The organism is Micromonospora sp. DT46 (assembly GCF_049841735.1).
GTDB classification, from domain to species: Bacteria; Actinomycetota; Actinomycetes; order Mycobacteriales; family Micromonosporaceae; genus Micromonospora; species Micromonospora reichwaldensis.
In genome coordinates, this window is sequence record NZ_JBNCKW010000001.1 from 666,000 (window position 1) to 690,375 (window position 24,376).

20 protein-coding genes are annotated in these 24,376 nt (G+C 74.6%); 18 read left to right on the top strand and 2 right to left on the bottom strand.

All coding sequences use genetic code 11. The features are described from left to right. Nucleotides 1-4: 4 nt before the first annotated feature. Both ACLQ20_RS03075 and ACLQ20_RS03080 read right to left on the bottom strand, forming a co-directional pair. Nucleotides 5-1,555: an amino acid adenylation domain-containing protein gene (locus ACLQ20_RS03075; RefSeq protein ID WP_425854055.1), complete on the bottom strand. Its 1,551-nt coding sequence runs from the start codon at nucleotides 1,553-1,555 to the stop codon at nucleotides 5-7. Continuing rightward, nucleotides 1,552-2,925, bottom strand: coding sequence for an MFS transporter (locus tag ACLQ20_RS03080; RefSeq protein WP_425854057.1), 1,374 nt, complete (start codon nucleotides 2,923-2,925; stop codon nucleotides 1,552-1,554). The genes ACLQ20_RS03075 and ACLQ20_RS03080 overlap by 4 nt, the downstream gene beginning before the upstream one ends. A 754-nt stretch (nucleotides 2,926-3,679) precedes the next feature. On the opposite strand from ACLQ20_RS03080, the gene ACLQ20_RS03085 reads away from it, so the two are divergent. From ACLQ20_RS03085 to ACLQ20_RS03170, 18 genes are read left to right on the top strand one after another with little or no spacing between them, the layout of a single operon-like run. After that, a complete protein-coding gene (locus tag ACLQ20_RS03085; RefSeq protein ID WP_151453764.1) occupies nucleotides 3,680-3,928 on the top strand; it encodes a phosphopantetheine-binding protein in 249 nt (82 codons plus the stop codon). A gap of 41 nt (nucleotides 3,929-3,969) precedes the next feature. Further along, nucleotides 3,970-7,119 carry a non-ribosomal peptide synthetase gene (locus ACLQ20_RS03090; RefSeq protein WP_425854059.1) on the top strand — a complete coding sequence of 1,050 codons (3,150 nt, stop codon included), beginning with the start codon at nucleotides 3,970-3,972 and terminating at the stop codon, nucleotides 7,117-7,119. Continuing rightward, the gene (locus ACLQ20_RS03095) at nucleotides 7,116-7,841 is read left to right on the top strand and encodes an alpha/beta fold hydrolase (protein WP_425854061.1); all 726 of its coding nucleotides are present in this window, start codon (nucleotides 7,116-7,118) and stop codon (nucleotides 7,839-7,841) included. The genes ACLQ20_RS03090 and ACLQ20_RS03095 overlap by 4 nt, the downstream gene beginning before the upstream one ends. After that, on the top strand, nucleotides 7,838-8,578 hold the full coding sequence (locus ACLQ20_RS03100) for an SDR family NAD(P)-dependent oxidoreductase (protein WP_311410618.1): 741 nt from the start codon (nucleotides 7,838-7,840) through the stop codon (nucleotides 8,576-8,578). The genes ACLQ20_RS03095 and ACLQ20_RS03100 overlap by 4 nt, the downstream gene beginning before the upstream one ends. Beyond that, nucleotides 8,575-9,855, top strand: coding sequence for a glutamate-5-semialdehyde dehydrogenase (locus ACLQ20_RS03105; protein WP_425854062.1), 1,281 nt, complete (start codon nucleotides 8,575-8,577; stop codon nucleotides 9,853-9,855). Before ACLQ20_RS03100 ends, ACLQ20_RS03105 begins: the two co-directional genes overlap by 4 nt. Continuing rightward, the gene (locus ACLQ20_RS03110; protein ID WP_151453759.1) at nucleotides 9,852-10,121 is read left to right on the top strand and encodes an acyl carrier protein; all 270 of its coding nucleotides are present in this window, start codon (nucleotides 9,852-9,854) and stop codon (nucleotides 10,119-10,121) included. Before ACLQ20_RS03105 ends, ACLQ20_RS03110 begins: the two co-directional genes overlap by 4 nt. After that, entirely contained in the window at nucleotides 10,118-11,449 is a 1,332-nt protein-coding gene (locus ACLQ20_RS03115) for a TrpB-like pyridoxal phosphate-dependent enzyme (RefSeq protein ID WP_151453758.1), read from the top strand. The genes ACLQ20_RS03110 and ACLQ20_RS03115 overlap by 4 nt, the downstream gene beginning before the upstream one ends. Nucleotides 11,450-11,459: 10 nt before the next feature. Next, nucleotides 11,460-12,698, top strand: a complete 1,239-nt coding sequence (locus ACLQ20_RS03120) for a phosphopantetheine-binding protein (RefSeq protein WP_425854064.1) — start codon at nucleotides 11,460-11,462, stop codon at nucleotides 12,696-12,698. Further along, nucleotides 12,695-14,194 carry a class I adenylate-forming enzyme family protein gene (locus ACLQ20_RS03125; RefSeq protein WP_425854065.1) on the top strand — a complete coding sequence of 500 codons (1,500 nt, stop codon included), beginning with the start codon at nucleotides 12,695-12,697 and terminating at the stop codon, nucleotides 14,192-14,194. The genes ACLQ20_RS03120 and ACLQ20_RS03125 overlap by 4 nt, the downstream gene beginning before the upstream one ends. Then, nucleotides 14,187-15,437 (top strand): type III PLP-dependent enzyme, encoded by a 1,251-nt coding sequence (locus ACLQ20_RS03130; protein ID WP_358115155.1) that lies wholly within the window; start codon nucleotides 14,187-14,189, stop codon nucleotides 15,435-15,437. Before ACLQ20_RS03125 ends, ACLQ20_RS03130 begins: the two co-directional genes overlap by 8 nt. Nucleotides 15,438-15,444: 7 nt before the next feature. Next, nucleotides 15,445-15,687 carry a phosphopantetheine-binding protein gene (locus ACLQ20_RS03135; RefSeq protein ID WP_089002193.1) on the top strand — a complete coding sequence of 81 codons (243 nt, stop codon included), beginning with the start codon at nucleotides 15,445-15,447 and terminating at the stop codon, nucleotides 15,685-15,687. Beyond that, complete coding sequence (locus ACLQ20_RS03140) at nucleotides 15,684-16,841, top strand: acyl-CoA dehydrogenase family protein (RefSeq protein ID WP_425854067.1); 1,158 nt, start codon at nucleotides 15,684-15,686, stop codon at nucleotides 16,839-16,841. The genes ACLQ20_RS03135 and ACLQ20_RS03140 overlap by 4 nt, the downstream gene beginning before the upstream one ends. 1 nt (nucleotide 16,842) lies before the next feature. Continuing rightward, nucleotides 16,843-17,979 carry an acyl-CoA dehydrogenase family protein gene (locus ACLQ20_RS03145; protein ID WP_370518920.1) on the top strand — a complete coding sequence of 379 codons (1,137 nt, stop codon included), beginning with the start codon at nucleotides 16,843-16,845 and terminating at the stop codon, nucleotides 17,977-17,979. After that, a complete protein-coding gene (locus tag ACLQ20_RS03150; RefSeq protein WP_327030379.1) occupies nucleotides 17,973-18,668 on the top strand; it encodes a 4'-phosphopantetheinyl transferase family protein in 696 nt (231 codons plus the stop codon). Before ACLQ20_RS03145 ends, ACLQ20_RS03150 begins: the two co-directional genes overlap by 7 nt. Further along, on the top strand, nucleotides 18,665-19,606 hold the full coding sequence (locus ACLQ20_RS03155) for a hypothetical protein (protein ID WP_425854070.1): 942 nt from the start codon (nucleotides 18,665-18,667) through the stop codon (nucleotides 19,604-19,606). The genes ACLQ20_RS03150 and ACLQ20_RS03155 overlap by 4 nt, the downstream gene beginning before the upstream one ends. A gap of 10 nt (nucleotides 19,607-19,616) precedes the next feature. Further along, a complete protein-coding gene (locus tag ACLQ20_RS03160; protein WP_425854071.1) occupies nucleotides 19,617-21,182 on the top strand; it encodes an amino acid adenylation domain-containing protein in 1,566 nt (521 codons plus the stop codon). Then, a complete protein-coding gene (locus tag ACLQ20_RS03165; protein WP_425854073.1) occupies nucleotides 21,175-23,604 on the top strand; it encodes a condensation domain-containing protein in 2,430 nt (809 codons plus the stop codon). The genes ACLQ20_RS03160 and ACLQ20_RS03165 overlap by 8 nt, the downstream gene beginning before the upstream one ends. A gap of 13 nt (nucleotides 23,605-23,617) precedes the next feature. Further along, on the top strand, nucleotides 23,618-24,376 hold the full coding sequence (locus ACLQ20_RS03170; protein ID WP_151453749.1) for a HalD/BesD family halogenase: 759 nt from the start codon (nucleotides 23,618-23,620) through the stop codon (nucleotides 24,374-24,376).

Below are 24,376 nucleotides of genomic sequence, written 5' to 3' on the forward strand. Positions count from 1 at the left end.
CCGCTCAGACCAGTCCGACGTCCGCTGCCAGCCGCCGGCGGTCGACCTTGCCGTTGGCGTTGACCGGGAAGAACTCGACCCGGTGGTACCGCGCCGGCGCCATGTAGGGCGGCAGGTGGTCGGCCACCAGTTCCGCCAGGGCCGCCTCCGCCACGGTGTCGCAGGTGTAGAGCGCGTGCAGCTCGACCGCTCCGGCACCGGGCAGCGCCAGGACGACGACGTCGTGCACCCCCGGGTGCCGGCGCAGGACGGACTCGATCTCGCCCAGCTCGATGCGGTAGCCGTGGATCTTGACCTGGTCGTCGAGCCGCCCCAGGTGGACCAGCTCACCGTCCTCCCGTCGGACCCGGTCCCCCGTCCGGTACCAGCTCGCCGGGCCGGGCGGGCCGTCGACCGGCGTCGTCCGGCGGCCGTCGTGGTCGACGAACCGGCCGGGGTTCTGCGCGGGGTCGAGGTAGCCGTCGAACCGCTGGCCGCCCCGCACGCAGAGCTCGCCGTCGTCCCCGGCGACCCCGTCGGCCGCCAGCAGGACCCCCTCCAGGTGCGGATGGATCCGCCCGATCGGCACGGTGTCGTTGCTGGTGCGGGGCCACCGCGCCGGATCGGCGGGGAGCTGGTAGCGGGTGCAGGTGACGGTGAGTTCGGTGGGCCCGTACAGGTTCTCCAGGGTGCTGCCCGGCGCGGCGTCCGCCCACGCCCGCGCCTGGGCCAGGGTGAGCTGCTCACCGGCGAAGAGGCTCCACCGCAGGCCCGGCATGCTGCCGGGACGCAGGGTGCGCAGGCGGCGGGCCAGGGAGATCACCGACGGTACGGAGAACCAGTGGGTGATCTGGTTGTCGTTCACGTAGCGGACGGGGGCCAGGGTGTCGCCGGGCGCGGCGACCACCAGCAGCGCGCCGGACGACCAGGCGACGAACATGTCGAACACCGACGGGTCGAAGGTCAGCTCGAAGGTCTGCGACAGCCGCGACCCCGGCCCCACCTGGTAGGCCTGCACGCAGTGCGCGAGGTAGGGGGCGAGGTTGCGGTGCCGGATCGGCACCCCCTTGGGCGTGCCGGTGGACCCGGAGGTGAACAGGGTGTACGCGACGTCGTCGGGGCCGCCGGCGTACGCGTCGGTCCACCGCTCGGCCGGCACGTCGTACCAGCGCTGCTGCGGGGTGTCGGGCAGGTGCAGGACGCCGACCGGCCCGGCCGCCTCGTCGGCCACCCGGCCGCCCGCGTCGTCGGCGAGCAGGGCGTCCACTCCGGCGTGGGCGCAGGTCCGCCGGATCCGTTCCGCCGGCGCGTCGGGGCCGAGCGGCACGACGGTCGCGGCCAGCCGCAGGGTGGCGAGATAGCCGACGTACGCCGCGAGGCTGCGCGACGCGCAGAGCCCGACGACCCGGGGCGGGCGGCCGTGCAGGGCGACCAGCCGGGTGGCCAGCCGCTCGACCCGGTCCAGGAGTTCGGCGTACGTCAGCTCGTGCCCGGCGACGCGCAGCGCCGGGGCGTCGGGATGGCGGCGGACCGTGTCGGTGAACCCCTGGAAGAGCGTCGGGCCGCCCGCGCTCACCGGGAGCCGCCGGTGGTCGCCGCCTCCGGCAGGTCCCCACCGTCGTCGGCGGTGCCGGCGCCCCCGCTGTCGTCCGGGTCGCCGGACGCCGGGGCGGCGGCCGGGCCGTCGACCTCAGCCATGCGCTCCCGGGTGACCACCTTGAAGAACGGGTAGATCAGCAGTACGCAGAGCACCGCGAAGAAGCCGAACGCCACCTGGTAGGAGAAGAACTCGGCGAGGATGCCGGCGAGGATCGCGGCGACCGGGGTCATGCCCCAGGCCACGAGGCGGCTCGCGGCGCTGAACCGACCGAGCATGTCGGCCGGCACCAGGGACTGCGTGATGAACCGGGAGTTGACCGTCCACATCGTGCCGCCGGCGCCGGCGAGGAACGCCGCGGCGCCGATGGCCCAGGCGCTGGACGGCGCGGCGGGCAGCAGCGCCGGGGCCGCGACGAGGGCGAAGGCGCCGACGATGTCGGTGAACATGGACCAGCGTCGGCCGATCCACCGGTTGACCGGCCCGACGATGACGGTGCCGATCACCCCGCCCGCGCCGAGGCCGGTGAGCAGGAAGCCGTACTGCCGTTCGTCGAGGCCGAGCGGGCCGCCGACGGCGTAGACCGGGATGAGGGCGAGCCACGCCGCCCAGCAGCCGGCCATGATCGCGATGAGCAGCGCCATCGTCCGGAGCAGCCGGTGCTGCCAGAGGAACCGGAGGCCCTCGCGGATGTCCTCGTTGACCGAGCGCTTGCGCTCGGGGGCCGCGACCTTGAAGTTGCCGACCAACAGGAGCAGCAGGACCGCGCCGGCCACGTAGGCGAACCCGGTGACGCTGAGCGCGAGCCCGAACCCGACCGCCACCAGGAAGCCGCCGATCGGCTGCCCGGCGAAGCCGTTGAACAGGTATTCCAGGGCCGTGATCCGCGCGTTGGCGGTCTCCCAGCGGTGTTTCGGCACGGCCGACGGGACGATGGAGACTCCGGCGATCCCGGCCACCACGTCGGCCAGGCCGATGACCAGGGCGGCGGCGTAGATCAGCGCCAGGGTGGGGCTCGCGGCGAGCACGGCGACGAGGAGCGCGCCGACGGCGACCATCCGGGCGATCTCGGCGCCCATCAGCAGGGCCCGCCGGTCCATCCGGTCGACGAAGACGCCGACGTGCAGCGCGGCCACCAACCACGGCAGGCTCATGATGGCCGCGACGGCGGTGACGACGACGGGTGATCGACTGATCTGGGCGGCGAGCAGCGGGAGGGCGATCCGGGCCACCGCGTCGGCGATGTTGGTAGTGCCCGTGAAGATGACCAGAATCCATTCGTTTCGCCTGGCTCCGGGCGGATCCGCCTGCGCTGTGGTTTGAGCTGTGGCCACGACAATCCCTCGCACGGTCTTGAATTGGGAGAAGTGAATCAGAACTCCGCCGCGGAGTTCGCACAGCACCCGGACAAACGATAAGGGACCATTTACCCGACCGTGCTTGTCAATTAGCTGACACGCAATGCCGGGCGGGTCGGGGACCGATCCCGCACTTCCGCCCCGGCCATCGCCGGCAATTCCGATCGGACCGGTCGCCGGGGCTGAACGGAGTCGCAGGTCATCGGGGTCCGCGCGTTGACAGGGTGGTCGTACGGGTATCGGCAGGCGGCTCCAACAATCGCGGAAAGTCCTTTTCGCACCTTATGGGAATACTCTGCGTTGCGCTGGTTGCACCATAGGTCATCCGGGGGAACGTGTCCATCCTCACGTCAGTGCGTCGGCCGGCCCTTCCGGCGGCGGCCACGGCAGCCCACCGGGACCCGAATAATACGTACGGGGGTTTCTGTCGCCCGGTGCCGCATCTGAGGCGATTACGGCGGCATTGCCGCCCCGCCGGGCCCCGCCTCCAGGCTCGCGCCACTGGCCAGCGCCCCTTTTACGCCGCCTCCGCCCGGTACCGGACGGGCTCCGGGATGCCACCCGAATCAGCGACCAACGACATTCCATCCCGGGAACATCGAGAGAACATCGGCGCCGGGATGCTCGGACCCGTAGAACTTTCAAGCGCAAATTCAGTCGACCCCCACCTCGATCGGCGGCCCGGCTCCTCGCCCGGTTTCCGATCATTGCGGCGCGGCCGACCTCAGGTGAACGGGAAGCAGGGATGACGACTCCAGCTGACCTCGACACGACGATCGCGAAGTACGCGTCGGTGGCCTTCGACGACTCGACCCCCCTGCTGGAGGCCGGCCTCGAATCGCTGTCCCTGCTGCGGCTCGCCGTCGAGCTGGCCGACGACGACGACGCGGAGATCGACGCCACCCGCCTGGTGGACCTCCGCACCGTCGGTGACCTCAAGCAGTGGCTACGCGAGCTGAGCGCCGTGGGCGCCGAGACCGGGGGCGCACGGTGACCACGACGGCCGGGACGGAACCCGCGACGGACACCGGGCCGGTGCGACTGCCGATCACCGAGTCGCAGAAGGGGCTGCTGGTCGTCAACGAACGCTCGCCCGGCCGCGCCGTCTACAACCAGCTCGTCCGCTTCGACATCGACCCGTCGATCCCCGACGAGACGATCGAACGCGCGCTGGCCACGGTGGTCGCCGTCCAGCCGGCGATGCGCCAGGTCTTCGGGCTGCTCCCGGAGATGCACGCGCGGCTCACCCCGCCGCCGGGTCCGGAGGACTTCCCGCTCGAACGGGTCACGGCTCGGCTGCGCGACTTCGAGGAGGCCGTCGGCGCGGCGCAGCGGCGGATCGGCCGACCCGAGTTCGACCTGGCCAACGGCCCCGCGTACCGCTTCGCCGTCGTCCGCTGCGTCGACGAGCCCCGGGTGGCCGTCCTCCTCTGCGACCACCACATCATCCTCGACGGCGTGTCGATGGGGCCCCTGGTGCGGGACCTCCAGGAGGCACTGTCCGGCCGCCTCGCCGGCGCGGAGGTCGAGCAGCGGCGCGCCGCCCGCGAGAAGGCCTTCGTCAAGGAGCTGGCGGCGCAGAACCGCACCGCCACCTCCGACCGCGTCGTCGACCGGTCCCGGGAGTGGGCGGCCCGGTTGCGGGAGGTCCCGCCCCTGGTGCTGACCCCCCTGCCCGGCCGCGCCGCGCAGACGGAGTTCACCGGCGACCGGGTCAGCTGGTACCTCAGCCAGGCCGAGACGGCCGCGCTGTCGGAGACCTGCCGGCGGCTGGAGATCTCCCCCTTCGTCTTCTTCTCCGGCATCTACGGCACCGTGCTGGCCCGGCACGGCAACGTGTCCAGCGTCCTGGTCGGCAGCCCGTTCATGGCCCGCCGCACGATCGGCGCCTTCGACCTGGGCGGCTTCTTCGTCAACACGCTGCCGGTCACCGTCGACGTGGAGTGGAGCCGCACCGTCGACGAGCATCTCGGCAAGGTGGTCCGGGAGTCCATCGACTTCTGCCGCGCGAACGTCGACGTCACCTTCAACCGGCTCGTCGCCGACGTACGGCCCGACCGGTCCAGCAACCGCAACCCGCTGTTCTCGGCGATGCTCGCCATGCAGGACACCTTCACACCCGAACCGGGCGGGGCCGTGCTGCGGGTCCTGGAGCCCGGCAACGGCACCGCCAAGTTCGACCTCTGGCTGGGCGCCACCCCCGTCGACGGCCGCTGGCTGCTCGAACTCGAGTACGACCGGCAGCTCATCGCACCCGTCGTCGCCGACGGGCTGCTCACCTCGCTGCGCGACGCCGTACGCGGAACGGTCCGGGACGGCTCGCAACGGCTCGGTGACCTCTTCGCCGACGCCTCCGCCACGGCCAGCGTCCGCTCCGACGGCTGGACCAGCCCGCTGACCGGCGACACGCCGTGGGACTGGGTGACGGCGGCGGCCCGGCAGCGACCCGACGCCCCCGCGATCGAGGACCCGACCCGCCGGCTCGACTACCGCCAGTTGCTGGCCGAGGCCGAGCGGATCAGCGCCGGGCTCGCCGCGCACGGCGTGGGCCCCCGGGCCGTGGTGGGCCTCGCCGCGACGACGCTCTGCGACACGGTGACCGCCATCCTGGCCATCCTCCGCCGGGGCGCGGCGTACCTCCCCCTGGATCCGGGCCTGCCCGCCGAGCGGCTGGAGTACATGGTCCGGCGGGCCGGCTGCGAGTTCGTCGTCGGTGAGGCCCTGGTGCCCGACGTGCCCACGGTCGCGGTGGCGGACCTGGCCGCCACGACGGAGCCGGTGCCCGACCCGCTGGCCGATCCCGACGCCCCGATCTACGTGATGTACACGTCGGGCTCCACCGGGCAGCCCAAGGGCGTCCAGATGGGACACCGCCCCCTGGCCAACCTCACCAGCTGGCAGATCGCGGCCCTCGGCATGGACGCCGAGACCCGCTTCCTCCAGTACGCCCCGCTCGGCTTCGACGTCTCCTTCCAGGAGATCCTGCCGACCCTGGCGGCGGGCGGGACGGTGGTCTCCCGCGAGCCGGCCGACCGGCGGATGTTCACCGCCGTCCTCAGCCGGATCGCCAGGACCGAGGTGACCCACGTCTACCTGCCGGTCGCGGCGCTGCGCCCCCTGGTGCAGACCGCCGCGAGCCGGGGCACCCGGTTGCCCGCGCTGCGCTACCTGTGCGTCTCCGGCGAGCAGCTCATCGTCGACGACGAGATCCGCGACTTCTTCCTCGCCCACCCGCACTGCACCCTGGTCAACCTGTACGGCCCCACCGAGACCCACGCGGTCACCTCGCACCGGCTGTCGTACCGGGACGCGGTGTGGCCGACCCACGTGCCGATCGGCCAGCCGTACCCGCGGGTGAGCGCGTACGTGGTCGACGCCACCGGCCACCTCGCCCCGCCCGGCGTCGCCGGCGAGTTGCTCCTGGGCGGGGACTGCCCCGCCGACGGCTACATCAACGACCCGGAGATCACGGCCGAACGGTTCGTGCCCGACCGGTTCTCCGGTGCGCCCGACGCGACCATGTACCGCACCGGGGACCTCGTGGTCCGCGACGACCGGGGCGACCTGGTCTTCCTGGGCCGGATGGACACCCAGGTCAAAATCCGGGGGTACCGGATCGAGCTGGGCGAGATCGAGGCGGTCGCGAACCAGGTCGACGGCGTCCGACAGTCGGTGGCCGTGGTCCGGGGCTCCGGGTCCGACCGGGAACTCGGGCTGTTCGTCCGTCCCGACGCGGACTCGACCGTCGACCCGGAACAGGTCCGCCAACGGCTGACCACGGCGCTGCCGGTCTACATGCGTCCCCTGTGGATCTTCCCGGTCGACCGGGTCCCGACCACGCCGACCGGCAAGACCGACCGCGACGCCCTGCTGCGGCTCGCCGACGAGCTGCTGGTCGAGCAGCAGAGCGCCGACACCGCCGAGGTCGCGTACGCCGACGACCTGGAGCGGGAGCTGGCCGGGCTGTGGGGCGGGGTGCTCGACGTCGAGGGCATCCGGCCGGACCGCCCGCTCATCGAGTACGGCGCACACTCGCTGAACATCTTCACCACCCTCGCCGAGGTGCAGGAGCGCTACGGGGTGGCGGTGCCGCTTGTCGACTTCTTCGCCGCGCCCACCGTGGCCACCCTGGCGGGGCTCGTCCGCGCGGGGCGGGGCGGCGACGATGCGGCGGTGACGCCGTGACGACCAGGCTGCCCGGCCGGCTGGTCCCCCTGCTGCGGCGGGGCGCCCGACCGGCGTGCGTACTGCTGCCGGGCGCCGGCGGCGGGCTGCACCCCTACCTGCGGCTCGCCGCGGCCATCGGCAAGACCCACAACGTCGCGGCGGTACGCGCGGCCGGCCTGCTGCCCGACGAGGAGCCGGAACTCAGCATCGCCGAGATGGCCGACGCGGCGGCGCAGGCGCTGGACGCGGACGGCACGGTCCCGGCGGCCGTCCTCGGCTGGTCCCTCGGCGGCTCGGTCGCCTGGGAGCTGTGCGTCCGGCTGGCCGAGCGGGGACACCTGCCCGACCTGGTGCTGGTGGACGCGACGCCGCTGCCGCGCCGCGCCACGGCCGAGGAGGACGCCCGGGTCCGCGAGACCGTCGTCGGGATGCTCGGGCCGCGCCCCGCCCCGGCGACCGTCGAGCGGGTCCGGCGGGTCTTCGACACCCAGGTCGCCGCCCTCGCCGACTACCGGGCCGAACGGTCGTACGCCGGCCGGGTGCTGATGCTGATGTGCACCGACGAGGAGTTCGGGTTCCGCGCCGAGGCCGAGGCCCGGTGGCGGGAACTGGCGCCGGAGCTCAGCGCCGGGCGGCTCGACGCGGGGCACTTCGACGTCTTCGCCCCCGAGCGCCTGCCGCAGCTCGTCGACGAGGTGACGCCGTTCCTCGGCCGGGCCTCCGGTGCGGTGCTGCGATGAGCCCGCTCGCGGTCGTCAGCGGCGGCACCCGGGGCATCGGGCTCACCTTCAGCCGCCGGCTGGTGAAGCTGGGGCACCGGGTGGTCGCGCCGTACCGGGGTGACGCCGTCGCGGCGGCGTCGGCGGCGGCCGAGCTCGGCGCCGCGTTCCACCCGGTCCGGCTCGACGTCGGCGACGCCGACGCGGTCGGCGCCGCCGTGGAGACGGTCCTCGCGGAGCACGGCCCGCCGACCGTGCTGGTCAACAACGCGGGCATCAACATCGACCGGCCGTTCCTGGAGATGTCGACCGAGGACTGGCGGCGGGTGCTCGACACCAACCTCTCCGGCGTCTTCCACCTCACCCGGGCGTTCGCGCCCGCGATGCTGGCGGCCGGGCGCGACGGCGTGATCGTCAACGTGGGGGCCACCACCGGCATCCGCCCCCGCCGCAACGGCGTGAACTACTGCGCCAGCAAGGCCGGCCTGCTCCAGCTCACCAAGTGCCTGGCGCTGGAGCTGGCGCCCCGGATCAGGGTCAACTGCCTGATCCCGGGCATGACCGAGACCGACGAGCTGGTGACCCGGTTCCGGCTGGACGACCCGGCCGCCCGGGCGGCGGTGGTCGCGGAGATCCCCCGGGGCCGCATCGGCACCACCGAGGAGATCGCCGACGCCCTGGAGTTCCTCGTCGGGCCGGCGAGTGGATACCTGACCGGGCAGAAGCTGATCGTGGACGGTGGGCAGTTCATGTGGTGACCGATGTGGACGAGATCCTGGACGGCGCGACGCGGGCCCGGGCCGAGCTGCCCCCGCCCGGCGACGGGCGCTACGACCGGTACTGCGCGGCGCTCGCCGACCGGCTCGCCGCCGGCTGGGCCGACGTCCTGGCGGCGAACGCCACCGACGTGGCCCGGGGCACCGAGGCGGGCCTCGGCCCCGAGCTGGTGGACCGCCTGGCGCTCGGCAAGCGCCACCTCGACGCGCTGGTCGACCTGATCGCGCGGACCCGTGCAGCGCTGCCGACGGTGACCGCGCCGAGCGCCGGACACCGGGCCGGCAACGGCGCCACCGTACGCCGGCTGCCCAAGCCGCTCGGCGTGGTTCTGATGATCTTCGAGGCGCGGCCGACGGTGACGGTGGAGGGCGCCCTGCTCCCGGTGGCGGTCGGCAACGTGGCCGTCCTGCGCGGCGGGTCGGAGATCGCGGCCACCAACCGGGCCCTCGCCGTCGTCGTCGGGCAGGCGCTGGCGGACGCGGGGCTGCCCGACGGCACCGTACGGATCGTCACCGACCCCGACCGCCGGCTGGTGCGGGCCCTGCTGAAGCGGCACGACGCGGTCGACGTGCTGATCCCCCGGGGCAGCCCGACGCTGATCGACTACTGCCAGACCAGCTCCACCATCCCGGTGATCGCCAGCGGCGGCGGGGTCAACCACCTCTACGTCGACCGCAGCGCCGACCTGGAACTGGCCGCCCGGATCGCGCTCGACAGCAAGCTGGGCGAGCCCACCGCGTGCAACACCCTCGAACTGGTGCTGGCCCACGCCGACGTGGCCGAGGAGCTGACCCGGGCCCTGCTGCGGGCCGGCGCCGGGCTGACCGAGCCGTGGCTGCTGCGGGTCGACCCCCGGCTGACCGCCGCCGTGCCCGCCGGGGCGCCGGTGGCCGAGCTGACCGCCGCCGACGACGGCCGCGAGTTCCTGGAACGCGCGGTCGGCATCCGGCCCGTCGCCGGCCTCGACGAGGCGGCGGCCCACATCCGCCGCTTCGGTTCCCGGCACACCGAGGGCGTGGTGGCCACCGACCCGGCGGTCGTGGACGGGTTCCTGGCCAGGGTGGACGCCGCCGCGCTGGTGGTCAACGGCTCCCTGCGCCTGCACGACGGTCCGACGATGGCACTGGGACCGGAGCTGTCCATCAGCACGGGCCGGCTGCACGTACGCGGGCCCGTCGACCTGTCCGCCCTGCTGACCTGGAGCTGGGTCGTCGACGCCGGGGGCAGGCTGCGCGGCGACGGGACGGAGGCGGCATGACGGACCGGTCCCTGATCAACGAGGCGGTGAAACGGCTGGTCGTACGCGAGTCCCGGCTCGCGGTCGACCCCGGCACGGTCGACGACCACGAGCCCCTCAACGGCGACCTGCTGCGGGTCAACTCGCTCGGTTTCCTCGGCATGCTCGTCCGGCTGGAGGACGAGCTGGACGTGACGCTGCCGGACGACATCTTCGCCGGGCGGGTCTTCACGACCGTCGCGGACCTGGTCGACGTCGTCGCCGACGTGGTGAAGGAGGAGTCGTGACCGAGACGCCCCCGGCCTGGCGCAGCGTCCTGCCGCACCTCGGCTACGAACTGCCCGCGGACGTGACGCCGGAGGACACCGACGGCCCGGTGACCGCCACCCTGCCCCTGGAGCTGATCCGGCAGAGCGTGTCGGCCCGGGAGTTCTGGCCGATCCCGGAGCCGGTGGCCGAGCGTTACCGGGCCTACCGGCCGGCGCCGCTGTGGCGGGCCCGCCGCTTCGAGGCCGAGATCGGGGCCACCGTCCCGATCTACGTCAAGTACGAGGGCGGGAACATCTCCGGCAGCCACAAGTTCAACACCGCCCTGGCGCAGGCCCACTACTACCACCGGGCGGGCTTCCGGGAGCTGGTCACCGGCACCGGCGCCGGGCAGTGGGGCAGCGCCCTCGCCGCCGCCTGCGCCGCGTTCGGCATGGCCTGCACCGTCTTCATGGTCGGCGGGAGCCTGCGCGACAAGCCGTACCGGGGCAGCCTGATGCGGCTCTACGGCGCGGAGCTGCACGCCAGTCCCAGCCCGCTGACCGGGGTGGGACGCGCCGCCGCCGAGCAGCCGGGGCAGGGCAACAGCCTCGCGCTGGCCATCGGCGAGGCCGTCGAGTACGCCCGGGCGGATCCCAAGCGGGCGTTCTGCATCGGCAGCGGCGAGACGTACAGCATCCTGCACCAGTCGGTGATCGGCCTGGAGGCGATCGACCAGCTCGCCGCCGTCGACGCCACCGTGGACGCGGTGATCGGCTGCGTGGGCGCCGGCAGCAACTTCGGCGGCCTGGCCCTGCCGTTCTTCGCCGCCTGGCGGGCCGGCGAGCTGGACGTGCCCGCCGACCTGATCGCGGTCGAGTCCAGCGCCACCCCGAAGCTGACCCGTGGGGTGTACGCCTACGACCACACCGACTCCACCGGCACCGGCCCGATGGAGCCGATGTACACGATCGGCAGCGGGTACGCGATCCCCGCGTCGCACTCGGCCGGGCTGCGCTTCCACGGCGCGGCGAAGCTGATCTCCGCCATGCGGCACCGGGAGCAGATCTCGGCGCTGGCGGTGGGCCAGCGGGAGGCGCTGACCGCCGGCCGGACGTTCGCCCTGACCGAGCTGGTGCTGCCCGCGCCGGAGTCGGGTCACGCGCTGGCCGCCGCCGCCCGCGTGGCGACCGGGCGGGAGTCCGGGCACCCGGCGCGGCACGGGGTGCTGGTCTGCGTCAGCGGGCACGGCCTGCTCGACCTGGCCGCGTACGACAAGCTCCTCGCCGGTCTGCCCGAGGACCGGCCGGCCGACGCGGACGCGTTGCGGGCGGCGACGGCGTCGCTCCGCGCGGTCCACGAGATCTGAAGGGCGTGACATGGTCGCTGTGCCTGCGGTGCCGACGCGCAGCCGGGAGTGGACGCCGGTGCTGACCGGTCTCCGCGCCGACGTGCTGGACTGCGTACAGGTGAACCTGGCCGCGCTGGCCGACCGGGCCTACGGGCCCGGCGCGCACCTGGCGCTCGGGGCCACCCTGCGCTTCCACACCGCCGAGGGGCCGGCCGGGACGCCGGCGGTGACCGCCTCGGTGGACCAGCGGCTGGCCGAGGCGGCCGACCTGCTCGGCCTGCGGGTCGCCCGACGCTGGGACGACGTGCCGGGCGCGCGGCTGCGCGAGCTGGTGGCGGAGCATTCGCCGCTCTACGTGGTCGCCGACACGTTCACCATGAGCTGGCTGCCGTACGCCGGAAACCAGCACATGGAGCACAGCTTCCTGCTGGTCGACGCCGGTGAGCACTGCGTCGTGGTCGACGGCTACCACAACTCCACCCAGTGGGGTGACGCGCGACCGGGGACGTGGCGGATGTCGGCCGCCGACTTCGACGCGGCGGTGCCCCGAGCGACCGCGATGACCGTCGTCGCCGACGGCGCCCCGGTGCTCGACCGGGCGGCGGTGCTGCGGGACAACGCCGCCGCGTTGCGCGCCGAGGCCGACCGGATCGAGGACTACCTGGCGGCCGTCCGACGGCGGGCGGGCGAGGCGGAGGTGGCGGCCCAACTGGTGCTCGACGTGTGGCTGCTCGGCCGGTCCCGGGCCCTGCACGCCGCCTGGCTGGCCGGCGACCCGGACGCCGCCGACGCGGCACGGGAGGCCGCCGGTCGCGCCGACGCCTGGCTCGCGCTCGCCGGGCAGAGCTACGTGGCGATGCGCCGGGTCCGCCGGGGCGGCGTCTTCCCCGCCCCCGTCCTCGACCAGCTCGCCGGCCTGCTGCGCGACGACGTGGCGCTCGCCGGACGGCTCGCCGACGCCGGGCCGGTGCCACCGCCGAGGGGCGGGCCGACCGCCGACCCGGGCCGGATCCGCGAGGTGCTGGCCGACGAGGTGCGTGGCGTCCTCGGTGTGGGCCCGGAGGTGCCGGTCGACGGGCGTCCGCTGCGGACGCTGTCGGGCTTCAACTCGTTCCGGCTGGTCGAGGTGATCGAGCGGGCGGAGACCCGGCTGGGGGTGGAGCTGGACCCGGACGACCTCACCGGGACGGCCCTGCACGACCTCGACTCGCTGGGCGCCGTGTTCGAGCGGGCCCGGCCGGCGACGCAGGGGGTGTCGGGCCGGTGAGCGGGCTGCTGCACGAACTGCTGGACCGCACCGCGGCCGCCCGGCCGGACGCACCGGCGATCGCGCACGGCGACCTGGTCCAGAGCTACGGCGAGCTGGACGCCGCCAGCCGGCGGCTCGCCGGCTGGCTCGCCGGGCGGGGTGTGCGCCGGGGCGAACGGGTGGTGGTCTGCCTGCCCACCGACCCGCTGCTGCCCGCCCTGCTGTACGCCTGTTCCCGGGCGGGCGCCGTGTTCAGCGTCGTCAACGACCAGTCCCCCGCGATCGCCCTGGCCCACGTGCTGACCGACGCCGAGCCGGCGCTGCTCGTCAGCGACAGCCCCCGGGCGCTCGCCGTGGCCGCCGAGCACGGGGTGCCGGCCGTCGGCTCGGCGGAGCTGCGCCGGATCGTGCGCGACGGCCCGGACGCCGAGCCGGCGGCGGCCCCGCTGGCCGTCGATCCGGTCTGCCTCATCTACACCTCCGGCAGCACCGGCATGCCGAAGGCGGTGGTGTCCACCCACGCGCAGGTGGTCTTCGCCGCCGGGGCCATCGCCGCCCAGCTCGGCTACCGGGCCGACGACGTCGTGTGGTGCGCCCTGCCGCTCTCCTTCGACTACGGCATGTACCAGATCTTCCTCAGCACGCTGGCCGGCGCCCGGCTGCACCTGGCCTCCCCCGCCGACACCGGCCCGACGCTGCCCCGGCACCTGGTGAACAGCGGCGCGACCGTGCTGCCCGCCGTGCCCGCCCTCGCCCGTGGCCTGGCCCGGATGCTGTCCCGCCCGGGCACGGCCGTGCCGGCGCTGCGCCTGCTCACCAACACCGGCGCGGCGATGCCGCCCGAGGTGCTGCGCGACCTGCGCGCCCGCATCCCCACGCTGCGCGTACAGCTGATGTTCGGGCTCACCGAGTGCAAGCGGGCCGCGATCATGCCGGTGGACGAGGACCTGCGCCGGCCCGGCGCCTCCGGGCGGGCCCTGCCCGGCACCGAGATCCTGATCGTGGACGCGGACGGCGCGGCGGTGCCGCCCGGCACCGTCGGCGAGATCGTGGTCCGGGGCCCGCACGTGATGGCCGGCTACTGGCGTCGCCCGGAGCTCACCGCGCAGCGCTTCCCCCGCGCCGAGGGGCTCTTCCCCCAGCTGCGCACGGGCGACCACGGCTGGCTCGACGCCGACGGCTACCTCTACTTCGTCGGCCGGCGCGACGACATCTACAAGGAACGCGGCATCCGCGTCAGCGTCACCGAGGTCGAGGCGGCGGCGCACCGGATACCGCAGATGCAGGCCGCCGCCGTGCTGCCGCCCCGCGCCGAGGACGGCGGCGACTCGGCCACCCTGTTCGCGGTGACCGAGCTGACCGCGCCGGAGGTGCTCGCCGCGCTGCGCACCGAACTCGACGAGATCAAGACGCCCCGGACCTGCCTGGTCGTGCCGGAGATCCCGCTGACCCGCAACGGCAAGGTCGACCGGGCGGAGCTGTACCGGATGTGGTCGGAGCGCGCCCGTGTCTGAGCTCGCGGAACTCTTCGACCGGCCGGACGCGCCGCAGACCCCGGCGTACCTCTACGACACCGACGAGCTGGCCCGCTCGTACGCCGCGCTGCGGGCCGCCCTGCCCGGGCCCGCCGAGCTGTTCTACTCGCTCAAGGCCAACCCGCACCCGACGGTGGTCGCCGACCTCACCGCCGCGGGCTGTCGGGCGGAGGTCTGCTCCCCCGGCGAGCTGCGCGTCGCGCTGGCGGCCGGCTGCGACCCAGCCGAGATCCTCTACACCGGCCCCGGCAAGCGGGACGTCGACCTGGTCGAGGCCGTACGGGCCGGGGTGGGGCTCTTCTCCGTCGACTCGCCGTACGGGCTGGACCAGCTCGACCGGGTGGCCCGCGAGCACGACGTCGAGGTCCGCACGCTGGTGCGCATCAACGACGACACCCCGGCCCCCGGGCAGGGCCTCACCATGACCGGCGTCGCCTCGCAGTTCGGCGCGGACGTGCGCTGGGTGCTGGACCGGCCCGAGCTGTTCGGGCCGCGCCGGAACGTGTCCCCGGTCGGGTTCCACCTCTACATGGGCAGCAACGTCGACGGCGAGGACGCCCTGCTCGCCCAGTTCACCCAGTCCGTCGACACCGTACGGCGGCTGGCGGCGGCGACCGGGACGCAGCCGGAGCTGATCGACCTGGGCGGTGGCTTCGGGGCGCCCTTCGCGCGGGCCGGCGACCGACCGGAGCTGCCGAAGCTGGCGGACCGGCTGACGGCGTTGCTGGGCGACGCCTTCCCGGGCTGGCCGGAGCGCGGGCCGGGCGTGGCCTTCGAGTCCGGCCGGTACCTGGTCGGCACCTGCGGCACGCTGGTCACCCGGGTCCTGGACGTGAAGCGGTCGCAGGGCGCCACCGTGGTGGTGCTGGAGTCGGGCATCCACCACCTCGGCGGGATGTCCGGGCTGCGCCGGCTGCCGCCGATCGTGCCGGACCTGGTCACCGTGGACGCGGCGGCCGGCGCGCCGGTGCCCGGGACCATCGTCACCGGTCCGCTGTGCACGCCGCTGGACACGTGGGCCCGCGCCGCGGCCCTCCCGCCGCTGGTCCCGGGCCAGCTGGTCGCCGTGCCCAACGTGGGCGCGTACGGCCTCTACGCCAGCCTGGTGGCCTTCCTCGCGCATCCCATGCCGGTCGAGGTCACCGTCGCCGGGGGCCGGATCACCGGCGTGACCCGGCTGGAGCTCACCCGGCACACCGTCATCGGCAGCGACAGGGGTTGATCTGACAATGGACGCCGCTTTTCCGGACCTGCTCAAGCCGTTCCTCAAGTACGCGGGAACGCAGCCCATCACCGCCGAGGCCTCGCTCAACGAGCTGGGCCTGGACTCGATGCGCGCGATCGAGCTGCTGTTCACCATCGAGGACACCTACGGCGTGTCCATGCCCGACGAGCTGCTGACCGACAGCACCTTCGCCACCGCCGGCAGCCTGTGGAACACCATCGAGTCGCTGCGGGGGCGGGCGGCGTGAGCACCGCGACCCGCCACGAGGCCGCGCTGGAGCAGGTGCTGGCCGCCGCCGCCGCGCACGCGGAGCAGGCGGACGAGGCGGCGGAGTTCCCCGTCGCGGCGCTGGACGCGATGCGGGCGACCGGCCTGCTCGGCCTGCTCGTGCCGGCGGAGCACGGCGGCGGGGGCGGCGGGCTCGGCGACCTCGTCGACGTGACGCTGCGGCTGGCCCGGGTGGACATGTCCGTCGCGTTGATCTTCGCGATGCACTGCCAGCAGGTGGTGGCGGTGGTCCGGCACGCCGACGGGCCCCTCGCCGCGCGGCTCCTGCCGGAGCTCGGCAAGGGCGACGTCTACCTCGCCTCGGTGACCACCGAACGCGGCAAGGGCGGACACCTGCTCAGCTCGGAGTCGACGGTCCGGCAGGACGCCGGGACGTTGACGATCGACCGGGACGCCCCGATCGTGACGGGCGGCCAGCACGCCGACGCGTACCTCATCACCACGCTGGCGCCGGACGCCACCTCGCCCAGCCAGGTCTCCCTGGTGTACGCCCGCCGCGACCAGCTGACCCTGGAGGTGCGCGGCGGCTGGCAGCCGCTCGGGATGCGGGCCACCCAGAGCGTGCCGATGCGGCTGACCGGGCGGGTGCCGGCCGACCAGGTGATCGGCGCACCCGGGAAGTTCCGCGAGATCGTCGCCCCCACCTTCGGGCCGCTGGCACACATCGGCTGGTCGGCGGCGTGGCTCGGCGCGGCGACCGGCGCGCTGTCGCGGATCCTGCACCACATCCGCGACGCCGGCCGGGGCCAGTTCGATCCCTCCTCGGAGCTGCTGCTGACCCGGCTGGCCCGGGTCCGGGGCCGGCTCGACCTGGTCAACGCCCTGCTGCGGCACACCGTCGCCGCCGTGGAGGGCACCCCGGACGTGGCCGACCCGTCGACCCAGCTGCTGGTCAACTCCCTGAAGGTGCACGCCGCCGAGCAGTGCTTCGCCGCCGCCGACGAGATGGTGGAGCTGGTGGGCCTGCGGCACGGCTACCTCAGGTCGTCGCCGCTGTACCTGGAGCGCGTCTTCCGGGACCTCCGCTCGGCCTCGCTGAACTACGCCAACGACCGGCTGCTGCTCGTCAACGGGGCGCTGACACTGCGCGACCGGCAGGTGCACCTTGCCTGAGCTGCGGACGGCACCGACGACGGCCCCCACGGCGCCCGTCCCGGCGGCACCCGATCCCGGCGCCGACGTGGCCGCGCGTACCGAGGCGGCGCTGCGCGGGCTGGCCACCCCCGCCGACGCCCGCGCGGTGTGGCGGGCGCTCGGCGAGCACGGCCTGCTGCGCGACCTCGGGCCGGCCGAGCTGCCGGGGCTGCTCGGCACCCTCGACGCGTACTGCCCGGTCGGGGTGGTGCTGTCGGTCTGCGTCCAGGTCGCCAGCGCGCTGCCCGTCCTGCGCGAACAGGTCGACGCGGAGCCGGCGGACGGGCCGGTGCGGGCCGCGTACCTCGACGCGGTCGCCGGTCGCGCGACGCTCGCGCTGGCCGCGACGGACCGCGACGGCGCCGGCTCCGACCTGATGGAGCTGGGCACGACGGTACGCCTCGACGACCGGTCGCTGGTGCTCGACGGCGGGAAGCGGTGGATCACCAACGCCCGCACCGCCGGCCACGCGCTCGTGCTGGCCCGGCACCGCCCGCAGCGGCACTTCACCAGCTTCGTGTGGGTACTGGTGCCCACCGACGCCCCCGGCGTGCGGGTGTCCGCGACCCGGGGCACCCCGCTGAGCGGCGCCGGCCTGGGCGACCTGCACTTCGACCAGGTGTGCCTGGACCGGTCGTACCTGGTCGGCCGGCCCGGCCGGGGCATGGTCAGCTTCGCCCGGCACATCGCCACGGAACGCTTCGCGGGCGGCGTGTGGGCCGCCGCGATGTGCCGGCGGGTGCTCGCCGACACCCACCGCCGGCTCGTCGAGCGTCCCCTCGGCGACGGCCGGGCCTGGGACAACGCGGCGATCCGGGAGCGGTTCGCCCGGTGCGTGGTGGAGGCCTGGCGGATCGGGGCGGCCTGCGACGCCCACCGGAGAAGCACCGAGCCCCTGGTGACCAGCATGCTGCTGAAGACCTCGGTGGCGCAGGGCCTGGACGTGGTGCTCGGCGAGTGCGCCGCCCTGCTCGGCGCGGAGGCGTACGCCGAGGGCGGGCTGGCGCAGCTGCGGGCCGCCGCCGGTATGTTCGCCACGGCCGGCGGCGCCACCGGCGCGATGCTCGCCGGGATCGCCGAGCACGTGCCGGACCTGCTGCGGGACCGGCCGTGGTGACGGCCCGGCAGCGGACGGCGCTGGCCTGCCGGGCACGGCCGCGCCGGGACCCGACGGGCCGCCACCGGGGCATCGTCCGGCTGCGGCTGGGCGCCCGGGTGCGGGTGGCCGTGGCCGAGCAGCGACTGCTCGCCCACCTTCCGCCGGCCCCGGCGGACCTGGCGACCGTCGGTGACCTCCCCGCCGGCCCGCGCGCCGAACGGCTGGCCGCGCGGGCGCTGCTGCGCCTGCTGCTCGCCGCCGAGCTGGGCCGGGCGGCCGGCGCCACGCCGATCGCCGCCCGCGACGGCGGCCAGCCCCACCTGCCCGAGTGGCCGGGGATCAGCGTCAGCCTGTCCCACGACGCCGGGACGGTGGCCGCCGCGCTCGGCCGGGGCGTGCCGGTCGGCGTCGACGTCCAGGTGCCCGTGCCCGCGCCGCCGGCCCTGCTGCGCCGCTGCTGTGCCCCGGCGGTCCGCGCCGCCCTGGACCGGCTGCCCGCACCGGCCCGGGACCGCGAGTTCGCCTGGATCTGGACGGTGCAGGAGGCGTGCGTGAAGGCGACCGGGGCGGGCCTCGCCGGCCGGCCCTGGGCCATTCCAGTGCCGGCGGGACGGCGGACGGGCCGGTGGGCCGACCTGCGGTGGGTGAGCCTGCGCGGGCACAGCCGGGTGCCGGCGAGCGTGGCGCACGTGGTGGGTACGCGATGACCGCCCCCGACCCCCGCTTCGCCGGGCTGAGCTGCTACACCGCCAACCTGGCCGGCTACCGGGCCGGCGAGTTCGCCGACACCCCCGACCGGTTCGCCGACTCGGTACGCGTCGCGGTGCGCACGGACCTGCCGGAGGGGCAGCTCGCCTTCTCCCACCACCGGGTGCCGCTCGACCGGCTGCCGGACGGCACCCGACTGGCGTGGGCCACCGCCCCGGTCGACGGCATCGTCGAGTCCGTCGACGCGGAGCTGCGGCGCCACGGCCGGGTGCTGGTGGTCACCGACAACGTGGCGCTGCCCTGGTCCCCCTCGACCGGCGGCACGGCCCACGCGCCGCACTGGCTGCTGGTCGACGACCGGCGCGGCGACGACTGGCACGTGGTCGACGGGTTCAGCGGGCTGCTGCCCGCCGGCGAACAGGAGCCGTACGCCGGCTGGCTCGGCACCGCCGGGCTGCTCGCCGCGATGACCCCGCCGCCCGCGTGGCGCCCGGAACAGGACCGGCGCAACGCGCTGGCCTTCGGCTTCTGGATGCCCCCGCCAGCCGGCGGGCACCCGCACTGGCTGGTCCGTACGGGCAGCGCCGGGGACGAGCCGGAGCTGCCCGGCGACTGGCTGCTGGACGAGGACGCGGCCCTGGAGTTCCTCCGCGACCACGTCGTCACGCACCCGGAGGCCGCCGGGGCGCACCTGGACGACCTCTGGGCCGTCGCGCAGCACCGGACGTTCCGGTACCGCCACCTCGGCGACGACGAGGCCGTGCGGGCCTGGGCGGACCTGCCCCGGGCCCTGCGCTTCGCGGTGGAGTCGGCCCGCCGGGGACGCCCCCGGTCCGCGCTGGTGCGGACCACCTTCGACCACCTGCGGCACCTGGAACGAGACCGGTCGACCACCCCAGCGCCGGCGGCGGAACGCCCGCACCGGCAGACCTTGTGAAGGATGTGCGATGCAGACCCGTACCCTCTACGACTGGTTCCGTACGTCAGCCCGGCAGTACCCGGACAACGTGGCGATCGAGGTCGCCTCGGACGCACTGACCTACGCCGAGTTGCGGGCCGCGGCCGAGCGGTTGTCGGCCGCCATGCAGCGCGCGCCGGGACGGCCACCCCGACGGGTCGGGCTGCTCACCTCCCGCAGCCTCGTCGGCTACATCGCCTACCTGGCCGCCCTGCGGCTGGGTGCGACGGTGGTGCCGCTCAACCCCGCCAATCCGGCGGCCCGGAACCTCGCCATCTCCGACGAGGCGGGGCTCGACCTCGTCATGGTCGACGACACCTCCGGCGACGGGCTGGCCGAGTTCCGCGCGCAGACCACCGTCACGGTCCTCGACCTGACCGGTGAGGGCTGGCGCCGGTTCCTCGCCCCGGGCGACGCGGCGGAGATCCCGCCGGAGGTGGAGCGGGGCCGCGACGACTTCGCGTACATCATCTTCACCAGCGGCACCACCGGGAAGCCCAAGGGCGTGCCGGCGACCCACGCCAACGTCGACTCGTTCCTGACCGAGGTGACCAAGCGGTACCGGTTCCGACCCGAGTCGCGGGTCTCGCAGACCTTCGAGATGTGCTTCGACGGCTCGATCCTGGCGATGTTCGGCGCGTGGGGCACCGGCGCCACCCTGTGCGTGGCGCAGCGCGGCGACGTGCTGACGCCGGTGCGCTTCATCAACACGAAGCGGCTCACGCACTGGCTGTCCGTACCGTCGCTGATCTCGTTCGCCAAGCGGTTGCGGGCGCTGGCGCCGGAGAGCATGCCGACGCTGCGGCTGAGTTCCTTCGGCGGGGAGCCGCTGACCATCGAGCAGGTCAACGACTGGACGGCCGCCGCGCCGAACACCGCCGTGATCAACTGCTACGGCCCCACCGAGACCACGGTCATCGTCACCGCGTACGAGGTGCCCGCCGACCCGGCCGCCCGGATCGAGTCGTCGAACCGGTCGGTGCCGATCGGGGACATCTACCCGCACCTCGACTACGTGCTGCTCGACGAGGACCTGCGCCCGTGCGACGACGGCGAGCTGTGCGTCCGTGGTGAGCAGCGCTTCCCCGGCTACCTGGACCCGACGGAGAACGCGGGCCGGTTCGTCTCCTTCGACGGCGACCGGGCCCGGCTCTACGACGGCACCGGGCCGTTGACCGCCGCGCACTGGTACCGCACCGGCGACCGGGTCCGTCGCGAGTTCGGCGAGCTGGTGCACCAGGGCCGCATCGACCACCAGGTGAAGGTGCGCGGCAACCGCGTCGAGCTGGCCGAGATCGAGGCCGCCCTGCGCGCCCACGCGGACGTGGTGGAGGCCGTGGTGCTCACCGTGGCCGGCTCCGACGGGGAGCTGGACCTGCACGCCGTCTACACCGGCGCCGCGCTCGCCGACGACGACCTCACCCACCTGGTGGGACACCTGCCCCCGTACATGCGGCCGCGGGCGTTCCACCACCGGGCGGAGATCCCGCTGACCGAGGTGGACAAGGTCGACCGCAAGCGGTTGACCTCCGAGCTGCTCGCCACCCGTGGCTGAGCAGCACGCCGGGGCGGCCCCGGGCCCGGTCCCGGCCACCGGCATGCAGGAGGCCCTGTGGTGGGTGCACCAGCGGGCCCGGAACCGGTCCGTCTACCACCTCACCTGGCGGCTCGCGGTCGATGAGCCGCTCGACGAGGCGGCGCTGGCCGTCGCCTGGCAGGCGATGGTCGACCGGCACGAGGCGTTGCGGACCTCGGTCGTACGGCAGGCGGACGCCGTCACGCTGGTGGTGGCGCCCCGGATCGTCGTGGGCCTGCACCGGGTGGAGGTGGACGACCCGGGGCCCGCCGACCCGGGCACCCTGCTGCGGCTCGTCGCCGAGGAGGTGCACGCCGGGCCGATGGAACCGGAGGCGGCGCCACTGGCCCGGATCACCCTGGTCCGGGTCGGCGACCGGCACGAGGTGCTGCTGACCGTGCACCACGTGGTGCTCGACGGCTGGGCGGTCCAACTGCTCGTCGGCGAGCTGTCCGAGGCGTACGCGGCGACTCGGGAGGGACGTGCCGTCAGCTTCCCGGCCGACCCGGTGCCGTTCAGCACGTACGCGCGGGAGCAGGCCGCGGCCCGCACGGACGGCCGGTGGGACAAGAGCCTGGCGTACTGGCGCGACGCGCTCGCGGGCGCCACCTCCGCCGTCCTGGAACCCGACCTGCCGGGCGAGGTGGCCAGCGGCGCGCCCGGCGCGATCCTGCGCTACGGCTTCAGCGCCGAGGCGGGCGCCGGGATCGCCGCCCTGGCGAAGGCCACCTTCGCCACCCCGTTCGCGGTCATCCTCGGCGCGGCGCAGATCGTGCTCGCCCGGGCCGGCGCCGGGCCGGACGTGGCGGTGGGCGTGGTGACCGCGAACCGGATGACCGCCCGCGACCAGGCGCTGCTCGGGTACACCGCCAACCTCTGCGTGGCCCGGGCCACGGTCGACGGGGCGGACACCGTCGCGGGGGTGGTGGGTGCCGCCCGGGACGGGATGTGGCAGATGCTGACCCACCAGGCGGTGCCGTACCCGGTGGTGTTCGGGGCGCTGCCCGAGGCGACCCGGAGCGCGCTGGGCGATCCCGCGCCGCTGCTGCTGAGCTACCTCGGCCCGATCGGCACCGACCTGCGGCTCGGCCCGGTCCCGGCGACGCTGCTGCCCAGCCCGAACCGGGCCGCCCGGGCCGACCTGGCGATGTCCGTCTGGGAGGCCGACGGCGGCTACCTCGCCGAGATCGAGTACCACACCGGGCGCTACCGGGAGAGCAGCGTGCTGGCCCTGCTGCACGACCTGGACGAGGTGCTGGCCGATGGCGGCGCCGAGCCGCAGCGTACGGTCGGCTCGTTCGACGTCGCCACCCGCGCCCGGGCCGGCCGCGCGGCCCCGGCCACCGCGGACCGCGACCGGGCGACCGGCCCGCTGCCCGAGTCGGCGGACTGGCAGCACGTCGTCGCCGCCTGGACCGACGTGCTCGGCGGCCCGCCGGCCGACGCGGACGTCGACTTCTTCGCCGCCGGCGGCAACTCGCTGAGCGCCCTGCGCCTCGTGGACGCGCTGACGGCCGACGGGCGACCGGCGGTGGACGTCGTGCGGTGGCTGGGCGAGCCGACCCCCCGCCGGTTGGCCGACCTGCTGGGCAACGGGTCGCAGCCGGTGACGGCGGAGTCGACGCTTGTGGAGTTGCGGGCGGGCCCGGGGCCGCACCTGCACCTCGTGCACGGCGCCGGGGGCAGCCCGCAGGACTACCAGGACCTGCTGGCGGAGCTGCCGGAGCACTGGCGGGTGACCGCCTCCCGCGACAGCGCGGAGCTGCCGACGGTGGCGGCGCTGGCCCGCCGGTACCGGGCCGACCTGGACGCGGCGGGGCTGGTCCCGGACCTGCTCGGCGGGTGGTCCTTCGGCGGTCAGGTCGCCTACCAGATGGCCGCCGACCAGGCCGGACGGCGCTCGGCGCTGGTGCTGCTGGACTCCGCTCCGCCCGTCGGGTACGAGCTACCGGCCGACGAGGTCCGGGACCGCTTCGACACCTTCACCGAGAACATCCACCGGGCCCTCGACCTGGAGCCGGACGCCCCGAGGCCCCGGGTGACGGGTGGCCCGGAGCCGGCCGGCTTCGACGAGCGGCTGGCCCTCGGCGCGCTCGCGGCCAGCCTGGCCGCCGTCCAGCAGCCCGTCCCCACGGCGCTGCTGGCGCACCGGTGGCGCAGCTACGAGCGCCACGTCCGGGCCAGCGCCGAGTACGTCCACGACGGCCCGGTCGACACTCCCGCGCTGGTGATCGGCGCGGACCTGCTCGACGCGCAGCTCGCCCAGTGGACGGCGCGGGTCGGGGCGGCCCGGTCCCAGCGGATCGGCACCGACCACTTCGGAGTGTTGCATTCCGCCGCCGTGACGCAGGTGGCGGCGGCCGTCATCGATTTCGCGCGCGTCGCGGCGGCGCGAGGTTAACCAAGGAGGATCCGTGTTCGACTCGAGAGTCTTGTACCAGGAACTGCGGGAGCACGTGGAGCGCGACGTGGCGCCGGACGACATCGCCACGGCCCGCCGCGACTTCTCCTACCTGGGGCACGCGAAGGTCTCCTTCGTCGCCCCCGACAGCGTCAAGAAGGCCGTCGCCGACGAGGTCAACGAGCTGATCGACAAGGCCGGTACGCGCCGGGACCTGCGGTTCGCCGAGACCGACTACACGCCCCGCCGGATGCGCAACGTGACCCGGGCCGAGATCGCCGAACTGGGCACCGTCATCAACGGGATCTACACCGCGGAGCCGATCCTGCGGGTGTTGTCGGAGGTGGCCGGCGAGCCGGTGCACCCCTGCCCGTACGAGCCGGAGCAGTTCGTCATCACCTGCCTGGAGAAGGACGGCGACACCCACGGCTGGCACTGGGACGACTTCACCTTCGCGCTGGTCTGGGTGGTCGAGTGCCCGCCGGTGGAGCACGGCGGCTTCGTCCAGTGCGTGCCCAACACCGTCTGGAACAAGGAGCGTCCGGAGATCAACCGGGCGCTGGTCAGCCGTCCGATCTACTCGATGGAGCTGTTCCCCGGCGACCTGTACCTCATGCGGACCAACACCACGCTGCACCGGGTCGCCCCGGTCCGCCAGGGCCGCCGCAAGATCATCAACATGGGGTACGCCTCGACGTCCGACCTGACCCGCGACTTCACCCACGAAACCATGGACCAGCTGTGGGCGACCGTGCCCGCCGGAGAGGTGTGA